This window comes from Amycolatopsis ruanii, assembly GCF_003385175.1.
Classification (GTDB): Bacteria; Actinomycetota; Actinomycetes; order Mycobacteriales; family Pseudonocardiaceae; genus Amycolatopsis_E; species Amycolatopsis_E thermalba.
On sequence record NZ_PQHY01000007.1, the window covers coordinates 60022 to 84000 of the forward strand.

General features: G+C 73.3%; 22 protein-coding genes. 12 read left to right on the forward strand and 10 right to left on the reverse strand.

Annotation, left to right across the window (positions count from 1 at the left end; genetic code table 11):
* The first annotated feature begins 2 nt into the window (after positions 1 to 2).
* Positions 3 to 1037 carry a DNA polymerase IV gene (locus tag D0D28_RS05790; protein ID WP_094008655.1) on the forward strand — a complete coding sequence of 345 codons (1035 nt, stop codon included), beginning with the start codon at positions 3 to 5 and terminating at the stop codon, positions 1035 to 1037.
* Positions 1038 to 1067: 30 nt separating this feature from the next.
* Here the strand turns inward: D0D28_RS05790 and D0D28_RS05795 are convergent, their stop codons facing one another.
* Entirely contained in the window at positions 1068 to 2009 is a 942-nt protein-coding gene (locus tag D0D28_RS05795) for a zinc-binding dehydrogenase (protein ID WP_116109973.1), read from the reverse strand.
* A 57-nt stretch (positions 2010 to 2066) separates the two neighbouring features.
* On the opposite strand from D0D28_RS05795, the gene D0D28_RS05800 reads away from it, so the two are divergent.
* The 3 genes from D0D28_RS05800 to D0D28_RS05810 all read left to right on the forward strand — a co-directional run bounded on the left by D0D28_RS05800 (position 2067) and on the right by D0D28_RS05810 (position 5623).
* Complete coding sequence (locus D0D28_RS05800; RefSeq protein ID WP_116109974.1) at positions 2067 to 2921, forward strand: universal stress protein; 855 nt, start codon at positions 2067 to 2069, stop codon at positions 2919 to 2921.
* An 84-nt stretch (positions 2922 to 3005) separates the two neighbouring features.
* On the forward strand, positions 3006 to 3776 hold the full coding sequence (locus D0D28_RS05805) for an ABC transporter ATP-binding protein (protein WP_116109975.1): 771 nt from the start codon (positions 3006 to 3008) through the stop codon (positions 3774 to 3776).
* 2 nt (positions 3777 to 3778) lie between these two features.
* Entirely contained in the window at positions 3779 to 5623 is a 1845-nt protein-coding gene (locus tag D0D28_RS05810; protein ID WP_116109976.1) for an FtsX-like permease family protein, read from the forward strand.
* Here the strand turns inward: D0D28_RS05810 and D0D28_RS05815 are convergent.
* The 3 genes from D0D28_RS05815 to D0D28_RS05825 form a co-directional block, all read right to left on the reverse strand.
* Positions 5604 to 6791 carry a cytochrome P450 gene (locus D0D28_RS05815; RefSeq protein WP_116109977.1) on the reverse strand — a complete coding sequence of 396 codons (1188 nt, stop codon included), beginning with the start codon at positions 6789 to 6791 and terminating at the stop codon, positions 5604 to 5606. The two genes, D0D28_RS05810 and D0D28_RS05815, sit on opposite strands and share 20 nt — an antisense overlap.
* Positions 6792 to 6805: 14 nt before the next feature.
* The gene (locus tag D0D28_RS05820) at positions 6806 to 7735 is read right to left on the reverse strand and encodes a PDR/VanB family oxidoreductase (protein ID WP_094008649.1); all 930 of its coding nucleotides are present in this window, start codon (positions 7733 to 7735) and stop codon (positions 6806 to 6808) included.
* 84 nt (positions 7736 to 7819) lie between these two features.
* The gene (locus tag D0D28_RS05825; protein ID WP_162830987.1) at positions 7820 to 8581 is read right to left on the reverse strand and encodes an IclR family transcriptional regulator; all 762 of its coding nucleotides are present in this window, start codon (positions 8579 to 8581) and stop codon (positions 7820 to 7822) included.
* A 91-nt stretch (positions 8582 to 8672) separates the two neighbouring features.
* On the opposite strand from D0D28_RS05825, the gene D0D28_RS05830 reads away from it, so the two are divergent.
* On the forward strand, positions 8673 to 9077 hold the full coding sequence (locus tag D0D28_RS05830; protein WP_094008647.1) for a winged helix-turn-helix domain-containing protein: 405 nt from the start codon (positions 8673 to 8675) through the stop codon (positions 9075 to 9077).
* A 167-nt stretch (positions 9078 to 9244) separates the two neighbouring features.
* Here the strand turns inward: D0D28_RS05830 and D0D28_RS05835 are convergent, their stop codons facing one another.
* Entirely contained in the window at positions 9245 to 9583 is a 339-nt protein-coding gene (locus tag D0D28_RS05835) for a cupin domain-containing protein (RefSeq protein WP_094008646.1), read from the reverse strand.
* 170 nt (positions 9584 to 9753) lie between these two features.
* On the opposite strand from D0D28_RS05835, the gene D0D28_RS05840 reads away from it, so the two are divergent.
* Genes D0D28_RS05840 through D0D28_RS05860 form a run of 5 tightly spaced genes read left to right on the forward strand, consistent with a single transcriptional unit; the run spans position 9754 to position 14422 of the window.
* Positions 9754 to 10578, forward strand: coding sequence for an ABC transporter permease (locus D0D28_RS05840; protein ID WP_094006943.1), 825 nt, complete (start codon positions 9754 to 9756; stop codon positions 10576 to 10578).
* A complete protein-coding gene (locus D0D28_RS05845) occupies positions 10563 to 11273 on the forward strand; it encodes an ABC transporter ATP-binding protein (protein WP_116109979.1) in 711 nt (236 codons plus the stop codon). Before D0D28_RS05840 ends, D0D28_RS05845 begins: the two co-directional genes overlap by 16 nt.
* Positions 11260 to 12270: an ABC transporter substrate-binding protein gene (locus tag D0D28_RS05850; RefSeq protein WP_116109980.1), complete on the forward strand. Its 1011-nt coding sequence runs from the start codon at positions 11260 to 11262 to the stop codon at positions 12268 to 12270. Before D0D28_RS05845 ends, D0D28_RS05850 begins: the two co-directional genes overlap by 14 nt.
* A 1-nt stretch (position 12271) precedes the next feature.
* On the forward strand, positions 12272 to 13411 hold the full coding sequence (locus D0D28_RS05855) for an LLM class flavin-dependent oxidoreductase (RefSeq protein ID WP_116109981.1): 1140 nt from the start codon (positions 12272 to 12274) through the stop codon (positions 13409 to 13411).
* Positions 13412 to 13444: 33 nt separating this feature from the next.
* Positions 13445 to 14422, forward strand: a complete 978-nt coding sequence (locus tag D0D28_RS05860) for a serine hydrolase domain-containing protein (protein WP_240323106.1) — start codon at positions 13445 to 13447, stop codon at positions 14420 to 14422.
* Here the strand turns inward: D0D28_RS05860 and D0D28_RS05865 are convergent.
* Positions 14412 to 15320, reverse strand: a complete 909-nt coding sequence (locus D0D28_RS05865) for a proline dehydrogenase family protein (protein ID WP_116109982.1) — start codon at positions 15318 to 15320, stop codon at positions 14412 to 14414. The two genes, D0D28_RS05860 and D0D28_RS05865, sit on opposite strands and share 11 nt — an antisense overlap.
* Before the next feature lie 11 nt (positions 15321 to 15331).
* Positions 15332 to 16957 (reverse strand): L-glutamate gamma-semialdehyde dehydrogenase, encoded by a 1626-nt coding sequence (pruA, locus tag D0D28_RS05870; protein ID WP_116109983.1) that lies wholly within the window; start codon positions 16955 to 16957, stop codon positions 15332 to 15334.
* A 96-nt stretch (positions 16958 to 17053) separates the two neighbouring features.
* Between pruA and D0D28_RS05875 the strand changes: the two genes are divergently transcribed.
* Positions 17054 to 18613 (forward strand): PucR family transcriptional regulator, encoded by a 1560-nt coding sequence (locus D0D28_RS05875; RefSeq protein ID WP_116109984.1) that lies wholly within the window; start codon positions 17054 to 17056, stop codon positions 18611 to 18613.
* 191 nt (positions 18614 to 18804) lie between these two features.
* On the opposite strand, the gene D0D28_RS05880 is transcribed toward D0D28_RS05875, so the two are convergent.
* Positions 18805 to 19257: a hypothetical protein gene (locus D0D28_RS05880; protein WP_094006954.1), complete on the reverse strand. Its 453-nt coding sequence runs from the start codon at positions 19255 to 19257 to the stop codon at positions 18805 to 18807.
* Positions 19258 to 19380: 123 nt separating this feature from the next.
* Between D0D28_RS05880 and D0D28_RS05885 the strand changes: the two genes are divergently transcribed.
* Positions 19381 to 20121 carry a TetR family transcriptional regulator gene (locus tag D0D28_RS05885; RefSeq protein WP_116109985.1) on the forward strand — a complete coding sequence of 247 codons (741 nt, stop codon included), beginning with the start codon at positions 19381 to 19383 and terminating at the stop codon, positions 20119 to 20121.
* A gap of 282 nt (positions 20122 to 20403) precedes the next feature.
* On the opposite strand, the gene glgB is transcribed toward D0D28_RS05885, so the two are convergent.
* Positions 20404 to 22590: a 1,4-alpha-glucan branching protein GlgB gene (gene glgB, locus D0D28_RS05890; protein WP_094006958.1), complete on the reverse strand. Its 2187-nt coding sequence runs from the start codon at positions 22588 to 22590 to the stop codon at positions 20404 to 20406.
* Positions 22587 to 23978, reverse strand: a complete 1392-nt coding sequence (locus D0D28_RS05895; RefSeq protein WP_094006960.1) for a maltokinase N-terminal cap-like domain-containing protein — start codon at positions 23976 to 23978, stop codon at positions 22587 to 22589. The genes glgB and D0D28_RS05895 overlap by 4 nt, the downstream gene beginning before the upstream one ends.
* Position 23979 lies beyond the last annotated feature (1 nt).

A 23979-nucleotide genomic window follows, 5' to 3' on the forward strand; every position in this document is an offset into this window, starting at 1 on the left:
GCGTGTGCCCGGACAACTGGGTCCTGCACGTGGACCTGGACCAGTTCATCGCGGCGGTCGAGGTCGCCCGGCACCCCGAGCTGCGCGGCAAGCCGGTGGTGGTCGGCGGATCCGGCGACCCGGCCGAGCGGGCCGTGGTGGCCACCGCCTCGTACGAGGCCCGCGAGTTCGGCATCCAGTCGGGCATGCCGCTGCGGCTGGCGGCCCGGCGGTGCCCGGACGCGGTGTTCCTGCCGGTCGACAAGGAGGCCTACGAAGAGGTCTCGGAGCGCGTGATGGCGACGCTGCGGACCTTCCCGGTGGTCGTCGAGGTGATCGGGTGGGACGAGGCGTTCCTGGGGGCCCGGACCGGCGATCCGGAGGCGCTGGCGGCGGAGGTCAAGCAGCGGGTGGCCGAGCGGACCGGGATGTCCTGCGCCGTCGGGATCGGCGACAACAAGGTGCGGGCCAAGATCGCGACCGGGTTCGCCAAGCCGGGCGGGATCTACCGGCTGACGCGCGCGAACTGGGTCGAGGTGATGGCCGACCGGCCGACCGACGCGCTGTGGGGGATCGGGCGCAAGACGGCGAAGAAGCTCGCGGCGGCGGGGCTGACCACCGTGCGGCACCTGGGCACCGCCGACCCGGACGAGCTGGCGGCGCGCTTCGGGCCGACGATGGGGCCGTGGTACCGGCTGCTCGCCCAGGGCGCCGGCGACACCGAGGTGACGGCGACGCCGTACCTGGCGCGCTCACGCAGCCGGGAGACGACCTTCCAGACGGATCTGGAGGACCGCGCGTCGGTGGAGGCGCAGGTGTCGGTGCTGGCGGCGCGGGTCGCCGAGGACGTCCTGGCCGAGGGCCGCCCGGCGGTGCGGATCGGGGTCAAGGTGCGGTTCAAGCCGTTCCTCACCTACACCCGCAGCGTCACCCTGCCCGCGCCGACGAGCGACCACGCCGAGATCGAGCGCGCCGCACTGTCCCTGTTGGACCGTTTCGAGTGGACCCGCCCGGTGCGGCTGCTGGGCGTGCGAGCGGAGTTCCACCGCGACGAGTGAGCCCGGCCGGTGCAGGCGTCACCGCCGTGGCTAGATCAGCAGCAGCGTCTTCCCCTTCGCGGCGCGGTCTTCCAGCGCCCGGTGCGCGTCGGCGGCGTGGGTGAGCGGGAAGGTCTGCCCGATGACCGTCCGCACGGCGCCCCGGGCGGCCAGGCGCAGCATCCGTTCCGCCCGGTCGTGGCGGCCGGGGGCGTAGTCGTGCAGCTGCTCCAGCCCGTAGGCCGTCACGTCCGGCTTCACCTCGTCCACCGCGACGGGCGCGCCCCCGGCCCACCCGTAGCTGGAGTACCGGCCACCGCGCACGACCAGCTCCGCGGCCGCCCGGCCCAGGTCGCCGCCCACGCCGTCGAACGCCACGTCCACCGGACCGACCCGCGAAGCCCACCCCGGCTCGCTGTAGTCCACCACCGCGTCCGCGCCCAGCGCCCGCACCGTCTCCAGCTTCTCCGCGCCCCGCGCCGCGCCGATCACCCATGCGCCCGCCGCGTGCGCGAGCTGCACCAGCAGGCTGCCCAGCCCACCCCCGGCCGGCTGCACCAGCACCCGCTCACCGCGCTGGACGGCCACCCGTTCGAACACCGCCAGCGCCGTCGACCCGTCGTGCAGCAGCGCCATCGCCTCCCGCAGCCCCACCCCGGCGGGGATGCGGATCAGCTGATCCGGCGTCGCCACCACCTGTTCGGCGTACCCGCCGCCGTCGACGTCGGCCAGCACCCACTCCCCGCACCACGACGGGTCGACCCCCTCGCCGATCTCGGTGACCTGACCGGCCGCCCCCACCCCGGGCACGTACGGCGGTGTCACCGGGAACAGGTGCCCGGCCTCACCCCGGCGGATCACCGTGTCGATCGACAACACGCCCGCCACCTTCACCTCGATCACGACCTGCCCTGGCCCCGGGTGCGGGTCGGGCACCGTCTTCACCCGCAGCACCTCGGGACCGCCGAACCGCTCCACCTCGATCACTCGCATGGACCCAGGCTGCAACCTCCACCGCGCTGGAGGTCAAGCGTGAGTAGCGTGGCAGGCATGGCGGAGGAGATCGTGGTCGGAGTGGACGGTTCGCCGGCGGCGCTGGACGCCGTCCGGTGGGCGGCGGGCGAGGCGGCACTGCGCAAGCTGCCGCTGCGGCTGGTCTACGCGGCCGACGTCACCGGCGGCCGGTTCGACGGCGGCCTGCCGGTGCCGCAGAGCTTCTTCGACGAGCTGCAGCGCGCCGGGCAGCAGCTGCTCGCCGAGGCGGCGGCGGTGGCGGGCGAGGTGCCGGTGTCCACCGAGATGCCGCTGGAACCGGCGGTGTCGCTGCTGCTGGAGTGCTCGCGCGCGGCCCGGATGATCGTGCTCGGCTCGTCCGGGCGGGGCGGGTTCACCGGGATGCTCGCCGGGTCGACGGCCGTGTCGGTGAGCGCGCACGCGTCGTGCCCGGTCGCGGTGGTGCGCCGGCGCCCGGACGCCAGCGGCCCGGTGGTCGCGGGCGTCGACGGCAGCCCGACCAGCGAGCAGGCGCTGGCGGTCGCGTTCGACGAGGCCGCGTGGCGGGAGGTGCCGCTGGTGGCGGTCCACGCCTGGAGCGACGCCGACTACGGCGTCCCGCTGCCCGCCCCGGACCTCGACTGGGCCGAGGTGGAGAGCGAGCAACAGCGCCTGCTGGCCGAGCGGCTGGCCGGCTGGCACGAGCGGTACCCGGACGTGCGGGTGGAGCGGGTCGTGGTGCGGGACCGCCCACGGGACGAGTTGCTGGCCCGCAGCCGGAACGCGCAGCTGGTGGTGGTCGGCAGCCGCGGCCGCGGCGGGTTCCGCGGGCTGGTGCTGGGGTCGACGAGCCAGGCGCTGATCCACCACGCCGGCTGTCCCGTGCTGGTGGTGCGCCCGCGATCCGCCTGACGGCCGGGGGTAGGGCCAGCCCCACCGCGGATCCGGTGGTCGGCACCGCTGACCGCCGAGGCGTTCCGCGATGGGATTTGATCCATGACAACACCTCGGGAATCCGTGCTGACCGCCGCGGATCACCAGCACGGGCTGCCCGCCGTCGAACTCCGCGCCGTCACCCGCACCTACGCCGCGGGGCCGCAGCAGGTTCGCGCCCTGGACGGCGTGAGCGTCGCCTTCCCGGCCGGGTCCTGGACCGCCGTGATGGGGCCCTCCGGCTCCGGCAAGTCCACCTTGCTGCACTGCGCCGCCGGCCTGGAACGCGTCACCAGCGGGCAGGTCCTGCTCGGCGGCCAGGACATCACCACCGCCGGGGACGCCGACCTCACCGCGCTGCGCCGCCGCGAGATCGGCTTCGTCTTCCAGAGCTTCAACCTCATCGGCTCCCTCACCGCCGAGCAGAACGTCGCGCTCCCGCTCAAGCTCGCCGGGGCACGACCGTCCACGAAGGACGTCCGCGCGGTGCTCGCCGCCGTCGGGCTCGACGACCGCCGCCGGCACCGGCCGCGTGAGCTGTCCGGCGGCCAGCAGCAGCGCGTCGCGATCGCCCGGGCCATGGTCACCCGGCCCCGCGTCCTGTTCGCCGACGAACCCACCGGCGCCCTCGACTCGGCCGCGGCCCGCAAGGTCCTCGGCCTGCTGCGCGAACTCGTCACCGCGGGCCAGAGCATCGTCATGGTCACCCACGACCCGGCCGCCGCGGCCGCCGCCGACTCCGTGGTGTTCCTGCGCGACGGCCGCATCGTCGGCCACGCCGCCGCCCCGACCGCCCGCGAGGTCGCCGACCGCCTCGCCCGCCTGGAGGCCTGACGATGCTGCGCCTGTCCTGGAACACCTTCACCGACCGCTGGACGCTGTTCCTCGGCGCGATCCTCACCGTGTGCCTCGGGGTCGCGCTCGTCCAGTCGTCCCTGCTGATCCTGGTTTCCGCGGCGACCGCCGGCGGCACGGTCGTCGAAGCGATCACCCTGCTCGCGCTGACCCTGGGCATCTCGGCGTTCCTCGCGGTGTTCATCGTCAGCTCGACCTTCGCCTTCACCGTCGCCCAGCGCCGCCGCGACCTGGCGCTGCTGCGGCTCGTCGGCGGCGGCCGCGGCCAGGTCCGCCGCCTGCTGCTGTCCGAGGCCCTGCTGCTCGGGGTGCTCGGCACCGCCGTCGGCGCGCCGCTCGGCCTGCTGGTGATGCGGATCCAGACCTGGCTGCTGCGCGATCTCGGGTTCGTCCCGCCCACGTTCACCCCGCGCTGGCAGGACTGGATCCTCGGTGTCTCCGCGGGCATCGGGCTCGGCGTCTCGGTCGCCGGGGTGCTCGCCGCCTCCCGCCGGGCCGCGAAGGTCCGCCCGCTGGAAGCCCTGCGCGAAACCGGCGCCGCGGCCCGCGTGATGACCGGCGCCCGCTGGTTCTTCGGGGTGCTGTTCCTGGCCGGGGCGGTCGCCATGGCCATCGTGTCCGCCTTCGCCCCACCCGACGGCGCCATCGCGCTGTCGATCAACACCGCCATCGCCGCTGCGGTCGCGCTGACCGCGTTCAGCCCGCTGGTCGTGCCCCTGGCCGGACGCGTGGCCGGGCTGGTGCTGCGCGGCCCGCTGGGACGGCTCGCCGAGGCGAACCTGCGCGACGGGGTCCGCCGCAGCGCCTCCACCGCCGCCCCGCTGATCGTGCTGGTCGCGCTGCTGGTTGCCCAGGCGGGCACGCTCGCCACCATCGGGAAGGGCGCCGAGATCGAGCAGCGCGCCGACATCCGCGGCGACCTCGTCGTCACCACCACCGGACCGTCCGATCTGGACGTTCCCGGGGTGGCCGTGGTGTCCCCGCAGGCCCGGGTGCCGGTCTCGGTCGTCACCTACTCCGACGACGACACCGACACCGAACAGGGCGTCGCGACCGTGGTCGACCCCGCCGCCTACGCCGCGACCCACACCCGCGGCCCGGCGAGCGGCTCGCTCGCCGACCTGACCGGACCCGCCATCGCCGTCGCCGACGGCTTCGCCCCGGTCGGCAGCACCGTCACCGCCCGGATCGGCGAGTCCGAACTGGACCTGCGGGTCGTGGCCGAGCTGCCGGAATCCCTCGGCGGCGGCGCCGAGTTCCTGGTGCCGCGCGAGATCGTGCCCGCCGCGCTGCTGGCAGGCGCACCCACCGAGTCCATCGTGCGACTGGAACCCGGCGCCGACGCGAGCGCACTGGCCGGCCGCGGCGAACTGACCACAGTGGACGACTGGATCGCCGCCGCCAGCTCGGAGCAGCAGGACGTCAGCACCGGCATCATGACCGTGATCATGGGCCTGGCCGGGCTGTACGCGCTGATCGCGGTGATCAACGCCGTGGTGATCGCCGCCGCCGACCGCCGCCGCGAGTTCGCCGTGGCGCGGGTGACCGGCCTGACCCGCGCTCAGGTGGTGCGGGCCGCGGTGCTCGAGTCCGGCGCGGTCACCGGCATCGGCCTGGTGCTGGGCGGCCTGGCCGCGTCGGCGACGCTGATCGGCATCTCGTCGGCGGCCGGCCGCATCACCGGGCAGTCCGTCCTGGTGGTGCCGTGGCCGCTGGTCGCCGTCCTGGTGCTGGGCGCGTTCGCGGTGGTCGGGGTGACCAGCGCGTGGACGGCGCTGTCCGCGACCCGGCCCACCCCGGTGTCGCTCACCGCCGCGGCGGACTGAGGTGCAGCCGCATCGGCAGCGACCGCCACGCGCGCAGCGTGTTGTTCAGGTGGCGGGTGCCCGGGCCGAGCAGTTCGAACCGGCGCACCCGCTTCGCCAGCGCGGTCAGCAGCGCCTCGGCCTCCAGCCGGGCGACGTGCTGGCCGACGCACTGGTGCAGGCCCATCCCGAACCCGACGTGGCCGGACGGGTCGCGGCCGAGGTCCAACACGTCCGGATCGGCCCAGCGGCGCGGATCCCGGTTGGCGGCGCCGAGGAACATCAGGACCTTGTGCCCGGCCGGGACGGTCACGTCCGCGATGGGCATGTCCCGCGTGGCGGTGCGGAAGAACGTCTGCACCGGCGACTGCCACCGCACCGCCTCGTCGAAGGCGGCCCGGGCCAGCTGGGGCTGCGCGCGCAGCCGGTCCCACTGGCCGGGGTGCGTGGCGAAGGCGTAGAGCGCGGCGGCCAGCCCGTGCACCGTCGTGTCCACCCCGGCCGTGAGCAGCGACCGGACCACCAGCGGAGCCTGCTCGTGGGTGATCTCGCCGCGGTCGGCGGCGGCCCAGATCGCCGCGCCGAACCCGTCGCCGGTGAGCCGGTCGCGGGCGCACTGCTCGTTCACCCACGCCGACCACTTCGGCATGTCGGCGGCCAGTGCGGTGACCAGCTCGTTGCGCGGGCCGAACGCGTTGAAGGCGAAGTTGCCGTAGGGCAACAGGTTCTCGCGTCCCTCGCGGCCGATGCCGACCGCGTCCGGGAAGACGCGCAGCGGGAACGCCTCGGCGAGCGCGGGGACGACGTCCAGTTCGGTGTCCAGCACGCTGTCGACCAGGTCGTCGGCCGCGGCGAACCAGTCCTGACGCAGCTTCCGCAGCGCGCGCGGGCCGAGGATCCCGGACAGCACACGACGCGGGGCGTCGTGGTGCGGCGGGTCGGCCTCGAGCAGCAGGCTCGGCGGGCGCCACGGCTTCTCCACGCGGAAGTTGGCCAGTCCGACGCCCGCGGCGGAGGAGAAGTCCTGCCAGTTCACCAGCGCGGCGTGCACGTGTTCGTAGCGGGCGAGGGCGTAGACGTCGTAGCGGCTCAGGTACACGACCGGGCCGGCGTCACGCAGCTTCGCGTGCAGGGGTTCCGGTTCGGCCAGGACCTCGGGCGCGAACGGGTCGGTGTCGTCGGTGATCATTGGGGGCCTCCGGGTCACAGGTCGAGGACCAGGCGGTCGGTGCGGGAACGGGACACGCACACGAACATGCAATCGCCGTCCGCGCGCTCGTGGTCGGCGAGGATCGAGTCGCGGTGGTCCGGAATCCCCGCCAGCACACCGGTTTCGCACGTGCCGCAGGTGCCCTGCCGGCACGAGGACAGCACGTCCACGCCCGCGCCGCGCACCGCGTCCAGCACCGAGACCTCCGGGGTGACGGTGACGGTCGCGCCGGTCCGCCGCAGCTCGACCTCGAACGGCTCGTCCCGCACCGGGGCCTGCTCACGCGCGGTGAAGCGTTCGACGTGCAGCGAGTGCGGCGGCCAGCTCTGGCAAGCGGTTTCCACGGCGGCCAGCAGGGGAGCGGGCCCGCAGCAGTAGACCCTGGTGCCCGGGCGCGGGGTGCCCAGCCAGGACGCGAGGTCGAGCAGGCCGTGCTCGTCCTCCGGCACCAGGTGGACGCGGTCGCCGTACCCGGCCAGCTCGTCGGTGAAGGCCATCGATGCGCGGCGGCGGCCGCCGTAGAGCAGTGTCCAGTCCGCGCCGAGCAGGTCGGCCTGGTGGATCATCGGCAGCAGCGGGGTGATGCCGATGCCGCCCGCGACGAACAGGTAGCGGTCGCTGGGCACGAGCGGGAAGTTGTTGCGCGGCCCGCCGACGCCGACGCGGTCGCCGACGCGCAGGTGGTCGTGCACGTACGCCGAACCGCCGCGTCCGGCGGGTTCCCGCAGCACGCCGATGCGGTAGCGGTGGGCGTCCCACCGGTCGCCGCACAGCGAGTACTGGCGGGTTTCCCCGTTGGGGAGCACGAGGTCGATGTGCGCGCCGGGGGTCCAGTCCGGCAGCCGGCCGCCGTCCGGGCGGGACAGGGTCAGCGCCAGCACCCCCTCGGCGCGTTGTTCTCGTGCGGTGACCTGCAGGGTCACGACTTGGCTCACCGGACGCCTCCTTGCGGCTGGGTTGCTGGCACGAAGGATGCGTTTCCGCGGCGCCGGGTGGCGACCGGGTTCTCACTGAATGAGAGGCGAGGCCGGGAGCGAGCGGGTGATGCCGCGGGCGGCGGCCATCAGGATTCCGGTGACCGCCCTGCTCTCGGCGGTGTTGGGCACGATGACCGACAGGGCCGCGACGACGATGCCGCGCGCGTCCTTCACGGGGACGGCGACCCCGAGCGCCTCCTCGTGGATGTGACCCGGGCACCAGGCGAAACCCTGTTTGCGGATGTCGGCCAGCGTGGCCCGCAGGCGGTCCGGTGTGGTGATGGTGTTGGCGGTGTAGGCCCGCAGCGGCCTGGCGAGCACGCGTTCGCGCAGGTCGGCGGGCCCGTGGGCGAGCAGGACGAGCCCGGAGGAGGACGCGTGCAGCGGCAGCCGGCCGGCGACCCGGGTGTAGTTGATCACCGCCTTCGGGGCGGAGAGGCGTTCGAGGAAGATCACCTCGTCGCCGTCGCGGACACCGAGCTGCACGTGGTGCCCGACGACGGCGTGGACGTCCTCCATGAACGGCATCGCGGCGTCGCGGAGCGTGGCCGTGGGGGAGGCGCGCAGGGCCAGCTCCCACATCCGCACGCCGATCCGCACCCGGCGGTCGTCGTCGCGGGTGAGCAGGCCGTGGCTGGTCAGCTCGGCCACCAGGCGGGACGCGGTGGCCAGGTGCAGACCCGTCCGCCGCGCGATCTCGGAGACCTGCAGGACCGGTTCGTCCGGCGTGAAGGCCTCGAAGATCCGCACGGCGCGGGAGAGAACGGACTCACCGGTCGGCTGCCTTGCCACGGCCCGAGTCTGCCACGCGGCGCGCGGCAACCCGCGCCCACGCACCGGGACGCGATTGACCCCCCGGTGGCCCCGTGGCTTGCATGGGTCCATGACGCAGTCCCTCACCCGGGTCGACCGGCCGGACGGCGCGGTCGAGCTGCACATCGTCGTCCACGGCGATCCGGACCGCATCGGCGCGGTGATCGGCGAAGCGCTGGACGCCCTGGATGCCGCGCTGTGCATCGACACCACGTCGCGGCGGGTCCGCTCGCACGGCGCCGAGGTGGAGCTGACCCGCCTGGAGTACGAGCTGCTGCTGTTCCTGGCGAGCCACCCCGGCCGGGTCTTCGACCGCGAGGCGCTGACCGAGCACGTGTGGCGCCTGCCCGGACCGAGCCGCGGCCGCACGATCGACGTGCACGTCCGCAAGCTGCGCAGCAAGATCGACCGCTTCTCGATCACGACGGTCCGCGGGATCGGCTACCGGTTCGACGGCCGCGCCGACATCACCTGAGCACGCGCCCGCGGTCGAAAAGACAGGCTGGGTGATGGCCGGCGCCGTGGGGCGGGCGCGGTGTGGTTGGCCCGTGCCCACGACGGCGGTGACATCCGCATTTCCCTGCCGGAGGGAGCCGAGTGGGTGCGATGAGCGCGCGCACTGCTCCGGTGTCGGCGCCGACATCACCTGAGCACGCGCCCCACCTCCGGTGGCGGCGCCTTGAACTCCAGCCACCGGCTGTCCGTCACCGCGCTGATCGTGTGCCGCACGCCGCGTGGGTGCACCACCGTGCCGCCGGGGCCCAGCCGCACCGGTTGCCCGTCCAGCGTGCCGGTCACCTCACCCGAGAGCACGTAGACGAAGCTGTCGTGGTCGTGGAAGTGCTCCGGCGAGGCCACCCCCGCCGGGTACTCCAGTTCGAGCAACAGCCCCCGCTCGGAGTTCTGCAGGACGCGGAAACGGCCGGAGCCGCCGAGAAGCGGGAGGCCTTCGACGGAAGTCAGCGGCTGGAAGTCGGTCACCCGGGCAGCCTGACCGCCGATCCGCCGCCCTGTCAACGTTTCCCCAAGCGGTGAACGAAACTCCGGCCTGCTCAGCGACGCCGGTTCCGCGATCCGGGAGGACGTTGACCCACCCGATCGTGGGAGGAAGCATTTTCCGGGAAACCCCCGCAAAAAATGGGAGAAAATCCGTGTCGCTGTCCGCAACGGACGTTCTCGCGCGCCCGGAGGAGGCATCCGGGACGCGGCCGCGTCCGGCCCGGAGACGCCGCCTGCCCGACCTGCGCCGCTGGATCAGTCCGCTCGCGCTGCTCGCCCTGTGGCAGCTGGCCTCCTCGACCGGTGTGCTCTCGCCGGACAAGCTCAGTTCACCGTGGACGGTCCTGCAGGCCGGGATCGAGACCGCGCGCTCCGGCGAGCTGGGCGAGGCGTTCGCCGTGTCGATCGTCCGCGTCGGGCTCGGCTTAGCGTTCGGCGCCGGTGTCGCGCTGGTGCTGGGCGTGGTCGCGGGCCTGTCGCGCTGGGGCGGGGTGCTCATCGACCCGCCGGTGCAGATGCTGCGCACCCTGCCGTTCCTGGGCCTGATCCCGCTGTTCATCCTGTGGTTCGGCATCGGCGAGGAACCGAAGATCGTCCTGGTCGCACTCGGCGTGGCGTTCCCGCTCTACCTCAACATCCACTCCGGTATCCGGGGCGTCGACGACCACCTCGTCGAGGCCACCACGGCGCTCGGCTACACGCGCTGGGAACGGCTGGTCCACGTCGTGCTGCCCTCCGCCGTGCCGCAGACCCTGGTGGGGCTGCGGCAGGCGCTCGGCGTCGCGTGGCTCGCGCTGATCGTCGGCGAGACCGTCAACGCCGACGCCGGCCTGGGCTACCTCATCAACAACGCGCGCGAGTTCCTGCGCACCGACGTGATCGTGGTCGGCCTGATCGTCTACGCCGTGCTCGGTCTGGTCACCGACGCGCTGGTCCGCCTGATCGAACGGAGGGCGCTGCGATGGCGCGGGAACTGATCGCCCGGGTGCACGGCCTGACCAAAAGCTTCGGCGACCGCACCGTGCTGTCCGATGTGGACCTCGAAATCGGGCGGGGCGAGTTCGTCGCCCTGCTCGGCCGCAGCGGCTCGGGCAAGTCGACCCTGCTGCGGATCCTCGCCGGGCTGGACACCGCCGTCGACGGCGAGGCCGGCGTCCACGGCGCGGTGTCCGTGGCGTTCCAGCAACCCCGGCTGCTGCCCTGGCGGCGCGTGTGGCGCAACGTCGTCCTCGGCCTGCGCGACCGCGGCCGGGACCGCGCGCTCGCCGAGCGCGCCCTGGCCGAGGTGCGGCTGGCCGATCACGCCGACGCCTGGCCACGCACCCTGTCCGGCGGTGAGGCGCAACGGGTCTCGCTGGCCCGCGCGCTGGTGCGGGAACCGGACCTGCTGCTGCTCGACGAGCCGTTCGGCGCGCTGGACGCCCTGACCCGGCTGGCGATGCACCGGCTGGTCGAGGACCTGTGGACCGAGCACCGGCCCGGCGTGCTGCTGGTGACCCACGACGTGGACGAGGCGCTGCTGCTGGCCGACCGCGTCCTGGTCCTGGGGGAGGGGCGGATCATCGCCGAGCACGTCCTGCACCACCCGCGGCCGCGTGCCGTGTCCGACCACCTCGACGTTCGCGCCAGGGTGCTGGCCGATCTGGGAGTGACCGACCATGCGATTGCCTAGAATCCTCGCCGCCGTCACGGCGCTCGCGCTGAGCCTCACCGCGTGCGGTGGCGGGAGCGAGCCGTCGTCCAGCCCGTCGGTGCCGCCGCCGGTGAGCGCGGCCGACCTGGCGAAGGTGACGTTGACGGTGGGTGACCAGAAGGGTGGTTCGCAGGCCCTGCTCAAGGCCGCCGGGCTGCTGACCGACCTGCCGTACCGGATCGAGTGGTCCACCTTCACCTCCGGCCCGCCGCTGCTGGAGGCCGCCTCGGCCGGCGCGATCGACATCGGCGGGGTCGGCAACACGCCGCCGATCTTCGCCGCGGCCGCGAAGGCGCGGATCTCGATCGTCAGCTCCGCGCAGGGCAACGTCGCCGGCGACGCCCTGCTCGTGCCCGCCGACTCGCCCCTGCGAACCGTCGCGGACCTGCAGGGCAAGACCATCGGCGTGGCCAAGGGCAGCTCGGCACACGGCCAGATCCTGCTGACCCTGGCCAAGAACGGACTGTCCACGAAGGACGTCAAGCTGTCCTTCCTGCAGCCCGCCGACGCCTACGGCGCGTTCACCCAGCGCCAGATCGACGCGTGGGCGGTGTGGGATCCCTACACCTCCCAGGCGAAGCTGGAGACCGGCGCCCGGGTGCTCGCCGACGGGACCGGCACCGCCAACGGCTACACCTTCCAGGTGGCCGGGCACAACGCGCTGTCCGACGCCGGCCAGAACGCCGCCATCCGCGACTACGTGGTGCGGATCGCGAAGGCCCAGCAGTGGGCCGGCACGCACCGCGAGCAGTGGGCGCAGGCCTGGTCCGCCGAGTCCGGGCTGAAGCCGGAGGTCACGCTCGCGTCCGTGCAGAACGGACCCGATCTGCCGGTGCCGCTCGACGGCACGGTGATCGCCTCCGAACAGCAGCTGGCCGACGCCTTCACCGAAGACAAGGTTCTGCCGGGACGTGTGGACTTCGCCGGGTTCACCGACACCCGGTTCGCCGCCGACCTGGCCGCAGCGAGGGGATGACATGACCATCACACCGCACTGGTTCCTGCCCACCACCGGCGACGGCCGCACGATCGTCGAACGGTTCCACGCCAACCGCTCGCTCGGCCCGGTCGCCCAGCGCGAACCCACCATCGACTACCTGGCGCAGATCGCCCGCGCCGCCGAGCAGCTCGGGTTCGCGGGCGTGCTCACCCCGACCGGCACCTGGTGCGAGGACGCCTGGCTGACCACCGCGGCGCTGCTCCGCGAGACCAAGCGGCTCAAGTACCTCGTCGCGTTCCGCCCCGGCGTCCTCTCGCCGACCCTGGCCGCCCAGATGGCCGCCACCTACCAGCGGATCTCCGGCGGCCGGCTGCTGCTCAACGTCGTCACCGGCGGCGATTCGATCGAGCAGAAGCGCTTCGGCGACTTCCACGACCACGACCAGCGTTACGCCCGCACCGACGAGTTCCTCACCATCGCGCGCGGCGTGTGGAGCGGGCAGCCGTTCGACTTCACCGGCGAGCACCTGTCGGTCGAGGGCGCGACCGTGCTCGCCCCGCCGGACCCGGTGCCGCCGCTGTACTTCGGCGGCTCGTCCCCGGCGGCGCTGCCGGTCGCGGCGAAGCACGCCGATGTGTACCTGACCTGGGGCGAGCCGCCGGAGCAGGTGGCGGACAAGATCCGGCGCGTGCGGGAGCTGGCGCAGGCGCAGGGGCGGCGGATCCGGTTCGGCATCCGGCTGCACACCCTGTCCCGGGACACCTCGGCCGAGGCGTGGGCGGAGGCGGGCAAGCTGCTGGACGCGCTGAGCCCGGAGCAGGTGGCGAAGGCGCAGGCGCAGCTGGCCGCCAGCGAGTCGGAAGGGCAGCGGCGGATGGTCGCCCTGCACGGCGGCGGCCTGGACCGCGGCGTGCGCGGGCTGGAGATCCACCCGAACCTGTGGGCGGGCATCGGCCTGGTCCGCGGCGGCGCCGGAACGGCGCTGGTGGGCAGCCACAGCGAGGTCGCCGACCTGATCGAGGAGTACCACTCGCTCGGCATCGAGGAGTTCGTGCTGTCCGGGTACCCGCACCTGGAGGAGGCGTACTGGTTCGCCGAGGGCGCGCTGCCGGAGCTGGCGCACCGCGGCCTGCTGCGCGGCACACGCGACCAGCGCGTCACCGCCGCCGCACGGTAAAACCAGGTGAGACGATCCCCGCCACCCGGCAGAATGGCCCGGGTGGCGGGGATCGACGCGGTGGCGGCCGAGACCGGGTTCTCCGGTGTCGTCCGGGTGGACTCCGGTGGCCGCACGTTCGCCCGAGCCTACGGCTTCGCCCACCGCGGGCTGCGGGTGCCCAACACCGTCGGCACCAGCTTCGCCCTGGCCAGCGGCACCAAGGGCCTCACCGCGCTGACGATCGCCGCGCTGGCCGAGCGCGGGGTGCTCGGCCTGGACACCACGGCCCGGTCGCTGCTCGGCGACGACCTGCCGCTGATCGGCGACGAGGTCACCGTCGAACACCTCCTCGCGCACCGCTCCGGCATCGGCGACTACTGCGACGAGGACGCCGACCGGCCCATCACCGATCACATCCTGCCCGTGCCGGTGCACGAGCTGGCCACCACCGAGGACTACCTGCGCGTCCTGGACGGGCATCCGCCGAAGTTCCCGCCCGGGCAGCGGTTCTCCTACTGCAACAGCGGTTACGTGGTGCTCGCCCTCCTCGCCGAACGGGCCGCCGGCCGCCCGTTCGGCGAGCTGGTGCACGACCTGGTGTGCGTGCCCGCGGGCATGACGGACACGGCCTTCCTCCGCTCCGACGAGCCCGCCGCCGGGGTCGCGCTCGGCTACGTCGGCGAGCGGCGGACCAACGTGTTCCACCTGCCCGTGCTCGGCAGTGGCGACGGCGGGATCCACTCGACCGCCGCCGACGTCCACGCCTTCTGGACAGCCTTGTTCGCCGGGCGGATCGTCCCGCTGTCCCGGGTGCGGGACCTGACCGCGCCCCGCAGCCACGTCCAGGCGGAGAACATGCGCTACGGCCTGGGGTTCTGGCTCACCGGGGACGCGGTCCAGCTGGAGGGCCACGACGCCGGCGTGTCCTTCCGGACCGTCCACAGTGGTGCGACGACCTGGACGGTGCTGTCCAACACGTCGGAGGGCGCCTGGCCGGTCGCCCGCCGGATCACCGAACTCACCGCGTGACCAGCGCCCGCAGGAAGAACGCCAGGTTCGCCGGGCGCTCGGCCAGGCGGCGCATGAAGTAGCCGTACCACTCGTCGCCGTAGGGCACGTACACGCGCATCGTGTGCTGCCGCGCCAGCCGCCGCTGCTCGGCGTCCCGGATGCCGTACAGCATCTGGAACTCCCAGTCCGGGCGGTCCTTCCCGAGTTCCGCGGCGATCGCGATCATCCGCGGATCGTGGGTGGCGACCATCGGGTACCCCTCGCCGTCCATCAGGACCCGCAGGCACCGCACGTAGGACTTGTCCACATCGGACTTGTCCGGGTAGGCGACCGAAGCGGGCTCGGCGTAGGCGCCCTTGCACAGCCGGACCCGCGAACCGGCGTACGCCAGGTCCCGGCAGTCCTGCTCGGTGCGCCGGAGGTAGGCCTGCAGCACCGCGCCGACCCACGGGAAGTCCGCGCGCAGCTCACGCAGCACACCCAGCGTGGCGTCGGTCGTGGTGTGGTCCTCCATGTCCAGCGTGACCGTGGTGCCCGCGGCGGCCGCGGCCCCGCAGATGCGGCGGGCGTTGTCCAGCGCGACGCGGTCGCCGTCGGGCAGGCGCTGCCCGACGGCGGACAGCTTGACCGACACCTCAGCGCCCGCGGCGTGCCCGGAGTCGGCCAGCAGCGCCAGCAGTTCGACGTAGGCCTTCACCGTGGCGGCGGCCATGGCCGCGTCGGTGGTGTCCTCGCCGAGGTGGTCGAGCGTGACGGCCCGGCCGCCGCCGATCAGGCCGGCGGTCACGGCCAGCGCGTCGTCCACCCCGGCACCGGCGACGAAGCGGCGGACCACGGGGCGGGTCATCGGGGACCGCTCGACGAGCGACCGGCAGGCCGGTGACCCGGCCGCGGCGAGCAGTGCGGTGCGCAGCACGGTGATCCTCCTCAGCCCTGGTGCGGGTAGCCGACGGTGGTGGGCGGCACGAACGTCTCCTTGATGGAGCGCGGGCTGACCCAGCGGAGCAGGTTGTGGATCGACCCGGCCTTGTCGTTGGTGCCCGACCCGCGGCCGCCGCCGAAGGGCTGCTGCCCGACCACCGCACCGGTCGGCTTGTCGTTGACGTAGAAGTTGCCCGCCGCGAACCGCAGCTCCTCGGTGGCGTGCGCGATGGCGGCCCGGTCGGTCGCGATGATCGAACCGGTCAGCCCGTACGGCGCGACGCTCTCCATCTGGCGCAGCACGGTGTCGTAGGCGGCGTCGTCGTAGACGTGCACCGCGAGCACCGGCCCGAAGTACTCGGTGGTGAACACCTCGTGCCCGGGGTCGTCCGAGGCGATCACGGTCGGCCGCACGAAGAAGCCCTCGCTGTCGTCGGCGGTGCCGCCGGCGAGGATCTCCAGCCGGTCGTCGGCGCGGGCGCGGTCCAGGACACCGGACAGCCGGTCGAACGAGCGGCGGTCGATGACGGCGCCGAGGAAGTTGCTCAGGTCGGTGACGTCACCCATGGACAGCGACTCGACCTCGGCGAGGAAGTCGTCCTTCAGCCGCGCCCAGACCGACCGCGGCACGTAGGCGCGCGAGGCGGCCGAACACTTCTGGCCCTGGTACTCGAACGCGCCGCGGACCAGCGCGGTGCGCAGCACGTCGAGGTCGGCCGACGGGTGGGCGAGCACGAAGTCCTTGCCGCCGGTCTCGCCGACGATCCGGGGGTAGGTGCGGTAGTTCGCGATGTTCGCCCCGACCTGCGACCACAGGTGCTGGAACGTGCGGGTGGACCCGGTGAAGTGGATGCCGGCGAGGTCCGGCGCGGCGAGGGCGACCTCGGAGACCGCCAGGCCGTCCCCGGGCAGCAGGTTGATCACGCCGGGCGGCAGCCCGGCCTCCTCCAGCAGCCGCATGGTCAGGTGCGCGGCGAAGCTCTGCGTGGGAGACGGTTTCCACAGCACGACGTTGCCCATCAGCGCGGGCGCGGTCGGCAGGTTGCCGGCGATCGCGGTGAAGTTGAACGGGGTGATCGCGTAGACGAACCCCTCCAGCGGCCGGTGGTCGGTGCGGTTCCACACGCCCGGCGAGCTGGCGGGCTGCTCGGCCAGCAGGCGGCGGGCGAAGGCGACGTTGAACCGCCAGAAGTCGGCCAGCTCGCACGCGGAGTCGATCTCGGCCTGGTACACGGTCTTGGACTGGCCGAGCATGGTGGCGGCGTTGAGCTTGGCCCGCCACGGGCCGCTGAGCAGGTCGGAGCCGGGCAGCACGATCCCGGCGCGGTCGTCGAAGGACAGCTTCCGCCAGGCCGGGGCGGCCTCGCGGGCGGCGGCCAGCGCGTCGCGGGTGTCCTGCTGGGTCGCGGAGCCGAGGGTGCCCAGCACGACGCGGTGGTTGTGCGGCTGGACGACGTCGATCCGCGGCCCGCCACCCATCCGCTGCTCGCCGCCGATGGTCGCGGTCAGCTCGATCGGTTCCTTCCCCAGTTCGGCGAGCGCGGCCTGCACCTCGGCGCGTTCCGGGCTGCCCGGCGCGTACTGCAGAACCGGCTCGTTGGCCGGGGTGGGAACGGTGGTCACGGCGTCCACGGCTGCTCCTCCTCGTCGTCGGATGTCTCAACGCTAGGAAGATCGCGGGCGCCGGTTTTTGTCGGTTCGGCCAATCCTGGGACTAGTGTTCGTCCCGTGGCACAACTGCGGCAGGTCCTGATCGCGCTCGGTGATCCGCTGGTCGAGGTGGAGGTCGCTCCGGACGGCCTGGCGGGCGAGGTCTCCGACGTCGTGGTGCTCGAACCGGACGACACGCCGGAGCTGCGACCCGGCGACCTGGCGCTGGTGATCGGCGCGCGCGGGCGGGCGGCGGTGCCGCTGATCCGGGCCGCCGGGCGGCAGGGCGCGGCGGCGGTGGCGGTCAAGGTGGAGTCCGATTCGGCGTTGCCGCTGCTGCGGAACGCGGCGACCGACGCCGGGACCGCGCTGCTGGCCTTCGCCGCCGACGTGCGGTGGGAGCAGCTGGCCGCGCTGGTGCGCGGGGTGCTGGAAACCGCCCGGGGCGCGGCGGACGAGGACGCGGGGGAGACGCTGGGGGACCTGTTCTCGCTGGCCCAGACGATCGCCGCGCTGACCGGCGGGATCGTGAGCATCGAGGACACCGCGAGCCGCGTGCTGGCGTACTCGAGGTCCGACGACGAGGTGGACGAGCTGCGCCGGTTGTCGATCCTGGGCCGTCAGGGGCCGGCGCCGTACCTGAAGATGCTGCACGAGTGGGGCGTCTACCAGCGGTTGCGGGCCACCGAGGAGGTCGTGCGCATCGAGGAGCGGCCGGACCTGGGCATCCGCACGCGCCTGGCGATCGGGGTGCACGCGGGCGGGCGGCCGCTCGGGTCGATCTGGGTGCAGGAGGGTGCGGCGCCGCTGGCTTCGCGCGCGGAGCAGGCACTGGTGGGCGCGGCCCGGGTGGCGGCGCTGCACCTGGTCCGGCGGCGCAGCGCGGCGGGCGCCCGGTTCCGGGAGAACCTGCTGGCCGGGATGCTGGAGGGGCGCAGCGACCCGGTCTCGGTGGCGCGGCAGATCGGGGCCGATCCGGCGAAGCCGGCCGCGGTGGTGGCCTTCGCGCCGCGCGGGGCCGAGCCGGTGGACCGCACGGAGCTGGAGCTGCGGCGGTCCGCGCTGGCGTCGGTGATCTCGGTGCACGCGGCGGCCTACCGGCGCAGCGCGCTGGTGACCCAGCTCGGCGGCCGGACGTACGTGTTCCTGCCCGATCTGCCCGCCGGGGTGTCGTTGCTGGACCTGACGCGCGAGATGGTGGCCTCGGCGGGGACGCCGGTGCGGGCGGCGATCGGCCGGGTGGTGCCGGGGGTGGAGGACGTGGGGGTGTCGCGGCAGGAGGCGGACCGGGTGCTGGACGCGATGGCCCGCGGGCTGGACCTGGAGGTGGCGACGCTGGCGGACGTCCGGTCGCAGGTCCTGGTCAGCGAGACGCTCGCGGTGCTGGCCGAGCAGCCGCGCCTGCGCGACCCGCGGCTGACGGAGTTGCGCTCGCGGCACCCGGACCTGGCGTCGTCACTGCTGGCGTACCTGGACGCGCTGGGCGACGTCCGCTCGGCAGCCGCGAAGCTGCACGTGCACCCGAACACGCTGCGCTACCGCGTGCGGCGAGCGGGCGAGGTGGCGGGACTCGACCTGGGCGATCCACTGGTGCGGCTGTTCGCGGCGCTGCAGTTGCGGCTGCCGCCGGGCGTATAACGACCTATACCGCGCCGCCGTGAAGCTCCGGCTGATCGTCCGCTCCCGATCCTGGAGATCCGACGGCACGAGCACGAGCCCGGCCTTGCCGGGCACGAACTTCGTCTCAGCGATCACCTCAGCGGCGAGACAGTCGTCAAGATCGCAATCGCAACGCGGCACTGCCTCCGCGCCGGGAAGCGCTTTCCTCCTCAGCGGTAGCGGCCCGCCGAGCGGATGGCCGCCAGCACGGCCGTCAGGCTCGGCAGCCAGCGCTGGTGCGGGTCCGGCGCCACGATCCACCGCGCGAGGTCGGCGGGGCCGTGGGTGCCGGGCAGCGGGATCGACGTGCCCGCCGTCAGCACCCGCACGTCGCTGGGGAGGAACTCGGCGTCGCTGCCCAGGATGTCGGCCTCGACCAGGAAGATGACCACCGAACCGTGCTTGGTGGGCACGCTCAGCGCGGGCCCGCGGCAGCCCTGGCGCGCCAGGTTCTCCAGCACCTGCTCGGCCCGGGCCCGCGGCACGGCGACCGCGCCGATGCCGGCCCCGATCACGAAGTTCAGGGTGCCGTTCTGCCAGTGGACCGGCCAGCCGAACGTGCGGCGGTAGTCCATGGGCGTGCTGGCCGGACGCTTGGTGCCCAGGTCGTGATCGACGCTCATCACGAGCCCCCTTCCCGGTGAGGCGGGGCACCAGAGCCACAGTGCCCGAGATCGGTGGTGGATGACTGTGATGCTAATGGCACTGCGTGCCCTTAGCAAGCCCGGCCTGTTAGGTTCGGCCTCATGTCCGACGAGTCCCGGTCCGCGCCGCGACCGCGGGTGGGCAGGACCACCGCGGGGCGCAGGCGGCTGCGCCACGCCCTCACCGTGGCGGCGATCGAGAAGTTCTCCGAGCAGGGGTACGACGCCACCACGGTCGACGAGATCGCCTCGGCCGCGGGCGTGGGGCGGCGCACCTTCTTCCGGTACTTCCGGTCGAAGGAGGACGCGATCTTCCCGAACCACGAGGAGGTCCTCGGCCGGATCGAGCAGCTCTTCGCCACCGCTGACGACCGGCAGAACCCCCTCGAGGTGGCGTGCGCCGGCGTCGGGCTGGTGCTGGACTCCTACCTCGCCGACCCGGACGTCTCGGTCAAGCGGTTCGCGCTCACCCGCACGGTGCCCTCGTTGCGGGACAAGGAGGTCGCCAGCGTCGACCGCTACCAGCGCGTGCTCGCGACCTACCTGCGCGCGCGGTTCCAGGCCGCCGGGGACCCGCTGTGGGACCTGCGCGGCTCGGTCGCCGAGGCGGCGGTCGCGGCCGCGCACAACCACGTCCTGCGCCGGTGGCTGCGCAGCGGCGGCACGGAGGACGCGCACGCCCACGCCAAGGAGGCGTTCGCGCTGGTGATCGACGCCTTCGCCGACGCGGCCGCGGCGCTGCTCGCCGGCGACGACGAGTCGGTGATCGCGGTCCTCAAGGCCTCCGCCCCGCTGTCCGAAGTGGTCCGCCAGATCAGCCAGGCCCTCCGGCGCGACGGCTGAGATGGCACGGGGTGCCACTCCGCGGGGAAGTGGCACCCCGTGCCACTAGCAACTTCACAAGCACGAAACTCACGCACGAGCGCGGAACTCACGCACGAGCGCGGAACTCGCGCACGAGCGCGGAACTCGCGCACGAGCGTGTAACTCGCGCCCCTGAGCGCGGAACTCGCGCACCTGAGCGCGGAACTCGCGCACGCCGCGAGTCCCACGTTCCCGCCCGCGAGTTCCACGTTCCCGCCGGCGAGTTCCACCTTCCGGCGCGCGAGTTCCGCGCTCGGCGGCTCACTCCTCGGGAGCGAGCCAGAGCACCCCGTTCGGCGGGAGCTGCAGCACCGCCGACGCCGGCTGGCCGTGCCACGGCTCCGGCTCGGCCTCCACGGCCCCGAGGTTGCCCACCCCGGACCCGCCGTAGACCTCCGCGTCGGTGTTGACCACCTCGCGCCACCGGCCCGCCACCGGCAGCCCGACCCGGTAGTCGTGGTGCGGCATCCCGGCGAAGTTCGCCACGCACGCCAGCCGCGAGCCGTCCTCGCCGAGGCGCAGGAAGCTCAGCACGTTGCCGGCCGAGTCGTTCGCGTCGATCCACGCGAAGCCCTCCGGCGTGGTGTCCGCGCTGAACAACGCGGGCAGCGACGCGTACACCGAGTTCAGGTCGCGCATCAGCTTCTGGATCCCGCCGTGCAGCGGCTGCTCCAGCAGGTGCCAGTCCAGCGACCGCTCCTCCGACCACTCCTGCTGCTGCCCGAACTCGCCGCCCATGAACAGCAGCTGCTTGCCCGGGTGCGCCCACATGAACGCCAGCAGCGACCGCACCCCGGCCGCCTTGTTCCAGTCGTCGCCGGGCATCCGCCCCCACAGCGAGCCCTTGCCGTGCACCACCTCGTCGTGCGACAGCGGCAGCACGAAGTTCTCGCTCCACGCGTACACCAGCGAGAACGTCATCTCGTTGTGGTGGTAGGACCGGTGCACCGGATCGTGCGCCAGGTAGTGCAGCGTGTCGTGCATCCAGCCCATGTTCCACTTGAACCCGAACCCGAGCCCGCCCAGGTGCGTCGGCCGCGTGACACCCGGCCACGCCGTCGACTCCTCGGCGATCATCACCACGCCCGGGTGTCGCTTGTAGACGGTCGCGTTCAGCTCCTGCAGGAACCGCACCGCGTCCAGGTTCTCCCGGCCGCCGTACTGGTTGGGCACCCACTGGCCCTCCGGCCGCGAGTAGTCCAGGTACAGCATCGAGGCGACCGCGTCCACGCGCAGACCGTCCAGGTGGTACTCCTCCAGCCAGAACAGCGCGTTGGCGACCAGGAAGTTGCGCACCTCGTTGCGGCCGAAGTCGAACACGTAGGTGCCCCAGTCCGGCTGCTCGCCGCGGCGCGGGTCGGCGTGCTCGTACAGCGGGGTGCCGTCGAACCGCGCCAGCGCCCAGTTGTCCTTCGGGAAGTGGGCCGGCACCCAGTCCACGATCACGCCGATGCCGCGCTGGTGCAGCCGGTCCACGAAGAACCGGAAGTCGTCCGGGTGCCCGAACCGCGCGGTCGGCGCGTAGTAGGAGGTGACCTGGTAACCCCACGACCCGCCGAACGGATGCTCGGCGATCGGCAGCAGCTCGACGTGCGTGAACCCCATGTCCTGCACGTAGTCGGCCAGTTCCTCGGCCAGCTCGCGGTAGCCCAGCCCGGGCCGCCACGACCCGAGGTGCACCTCGTACACGCTCATCGGCGCGTTGGCCCAGTTCGTCGCGTTGCGCCGGGCCAGCCACTCGTCGTCGGACCACTCGTAGGCCGACGCGGTGACCACGGACGCGGTCGCGGGCGGTTTCTCCGTCGCGAACGCCATCGGGTCGGCCTTCTCGTGCCACTGGCCGTCGGCGCCGAGGATGCGGAACTTGTAGTGCGTCCCGATCTCCACGCCCGGGATGAACAGCTCCCACACCCCGGACGAGCCCAGCGACCGCATCGGGTGCGACCGGCCGTCCCACCCGTTGAAGTCGCCGATCACCCGCACCCCGCGCGCGGTGGGCGCCCACACCGCGAACGACGTGCCGGTGACGACCCCGCCGGGCGTGTCGTAGGAGCGCGGGTGCGCGCCGAGCACGTCCCACAGCCGCTCGTGCCTGCCCTCGCCGATCAGGTGCCGGTCCAGCTCGCCGACCGTGGGCAGCCACCGGTACGGGTCGTCGATCACGCACACGTGCCCGTCGTAGTCGACCTCCAGCCGGTAGTCGCCGGGGTGCTCGGGCACCGTTCCGGCCCACAACCCGTCCACGACGCGTTCCAGGTCGGACTTGTGGTCAGCGGCGATCACGCTCACCCGGCGCGCGCCCGGCCGCAGCGCTCGCACCACCACCGACTCGCCCGCGGTGTGCACACCGAGGACCGAGTGCGGGTCGTGGTGCGAGCCGGCCAGCAGCCGGTCGATGTCGCCGGGCGGCGGGGCCGCTTCGGGCAGCTCGGCTGGGACCGCGTTCACGGTTGTTCGCCTCCTGCGGTGATCCGGGCGATGGACGCCAGCGGCACGGTCAGCCATTCCGGCCGGTTGGCGTGTTCGTAGGCCACCTCGTAGACGGCCTTGTCGAGCTCGAAGGCGCGCAGCAGGTCGCTGTGCGCGCGCGGGTCGCCGACCGTCTCCGGCGCGGCCTTGGCGTAGCCGTCGCAGAACGCCGACCGGTTGCGCCGCGCCCACTCCAGCGCCCGCTCGGTCAGCCGCGGGTCGTCCTCGTCGTGGCCGATCAGCATCTGGTGCGCCGCGTAGTCGAACGAGCGCAGCATCCCGGCGACGTCCCGCAGTGGTGAGCGCAGCGCCACCCGCTCGGCCGCCGGCGCGGCCGGCTCGCCCTCGAAGTCGATCAGCAGCCACCCGGTGACGGTGCGCAGCACCTGCCCCAGGTGCAGGTCACCGTGGATGAACTGCATGGACACCGGCCCGCGCGTCTCGCGCACCTTCTCGAACGCGGCGCGCAGCGCGGGGGTGTATTCGGCCAGCTGGGGCACCGCACGGCTGACGGTGTCCAATCGATCCCGCATCGCCTTGACCGTGCGGTCGAACTCGCCCTCGTCGGCGATCTCGTCGCCGAGGGCCCGCCGCAGGTCGCTGTGCACGGAGGCGACAGCCTGGCCGAGCCGCTGCGCCTCCCCGGCGAAATCGCCGCCCACCTCGTCGGGGGGCAGCTCGGGATCGGCCATGAGGTCACGGACGCTGGTGGTGGCCATGGCCCAGCCGTCCACCGCGTCGGGCACGAACTTCTGCAGCATGCCGATCGTGACCGGCTCACCGCCGAGGTCGCCGGTGATCGAGCCGAGCAGTTCGGCGATGTGCTTGCAGCCCACCTCGTGCAGCGCCCGGTGCAGCCGCAGGTCCGGGTTCTCGCCGGGGGTGAGCTTGCGGAACAGCTTGAGGATGTAGTGGTGACCGAACACGAGCGAGGTGTTGCTCTGCTCCGCGCCCACCGGCCGGGCCCGCAGGCCGCCGCGCAGCTCCGTGCCGGGTTCGCGCGCGAACCGCAGCGAGCCGATCCGCGCCTGTTCGGCGACGAGGTCGAGCAGCTTGCTGGTCAGGTCGGCGTCACCGGTGGCCTCGTAGCAGGGCAGCCCCTTCTCGGTGCCGATCCAGCTCGACCCGAGGTACTCCGGCAGGTGGGCCTGGCTCCCGATGAGGAGCTGGTACGGCTCGCGCCGGTCGTCCTGCTCCACCTCCACGACGAGGTGGAGCAGGAGCGGGTCGCCCGGCATCAGGACCGTCGTGCTCAGCGGGCGCACCGCAGTGATCGGGCGGTCCTTCCCGGCGAACCACCGCTGCGTGGGCAGCCACTCCGGCAGTTCGGTCACCAGCGCGCCGACCAGCTCACGGGGATCGGTCAAA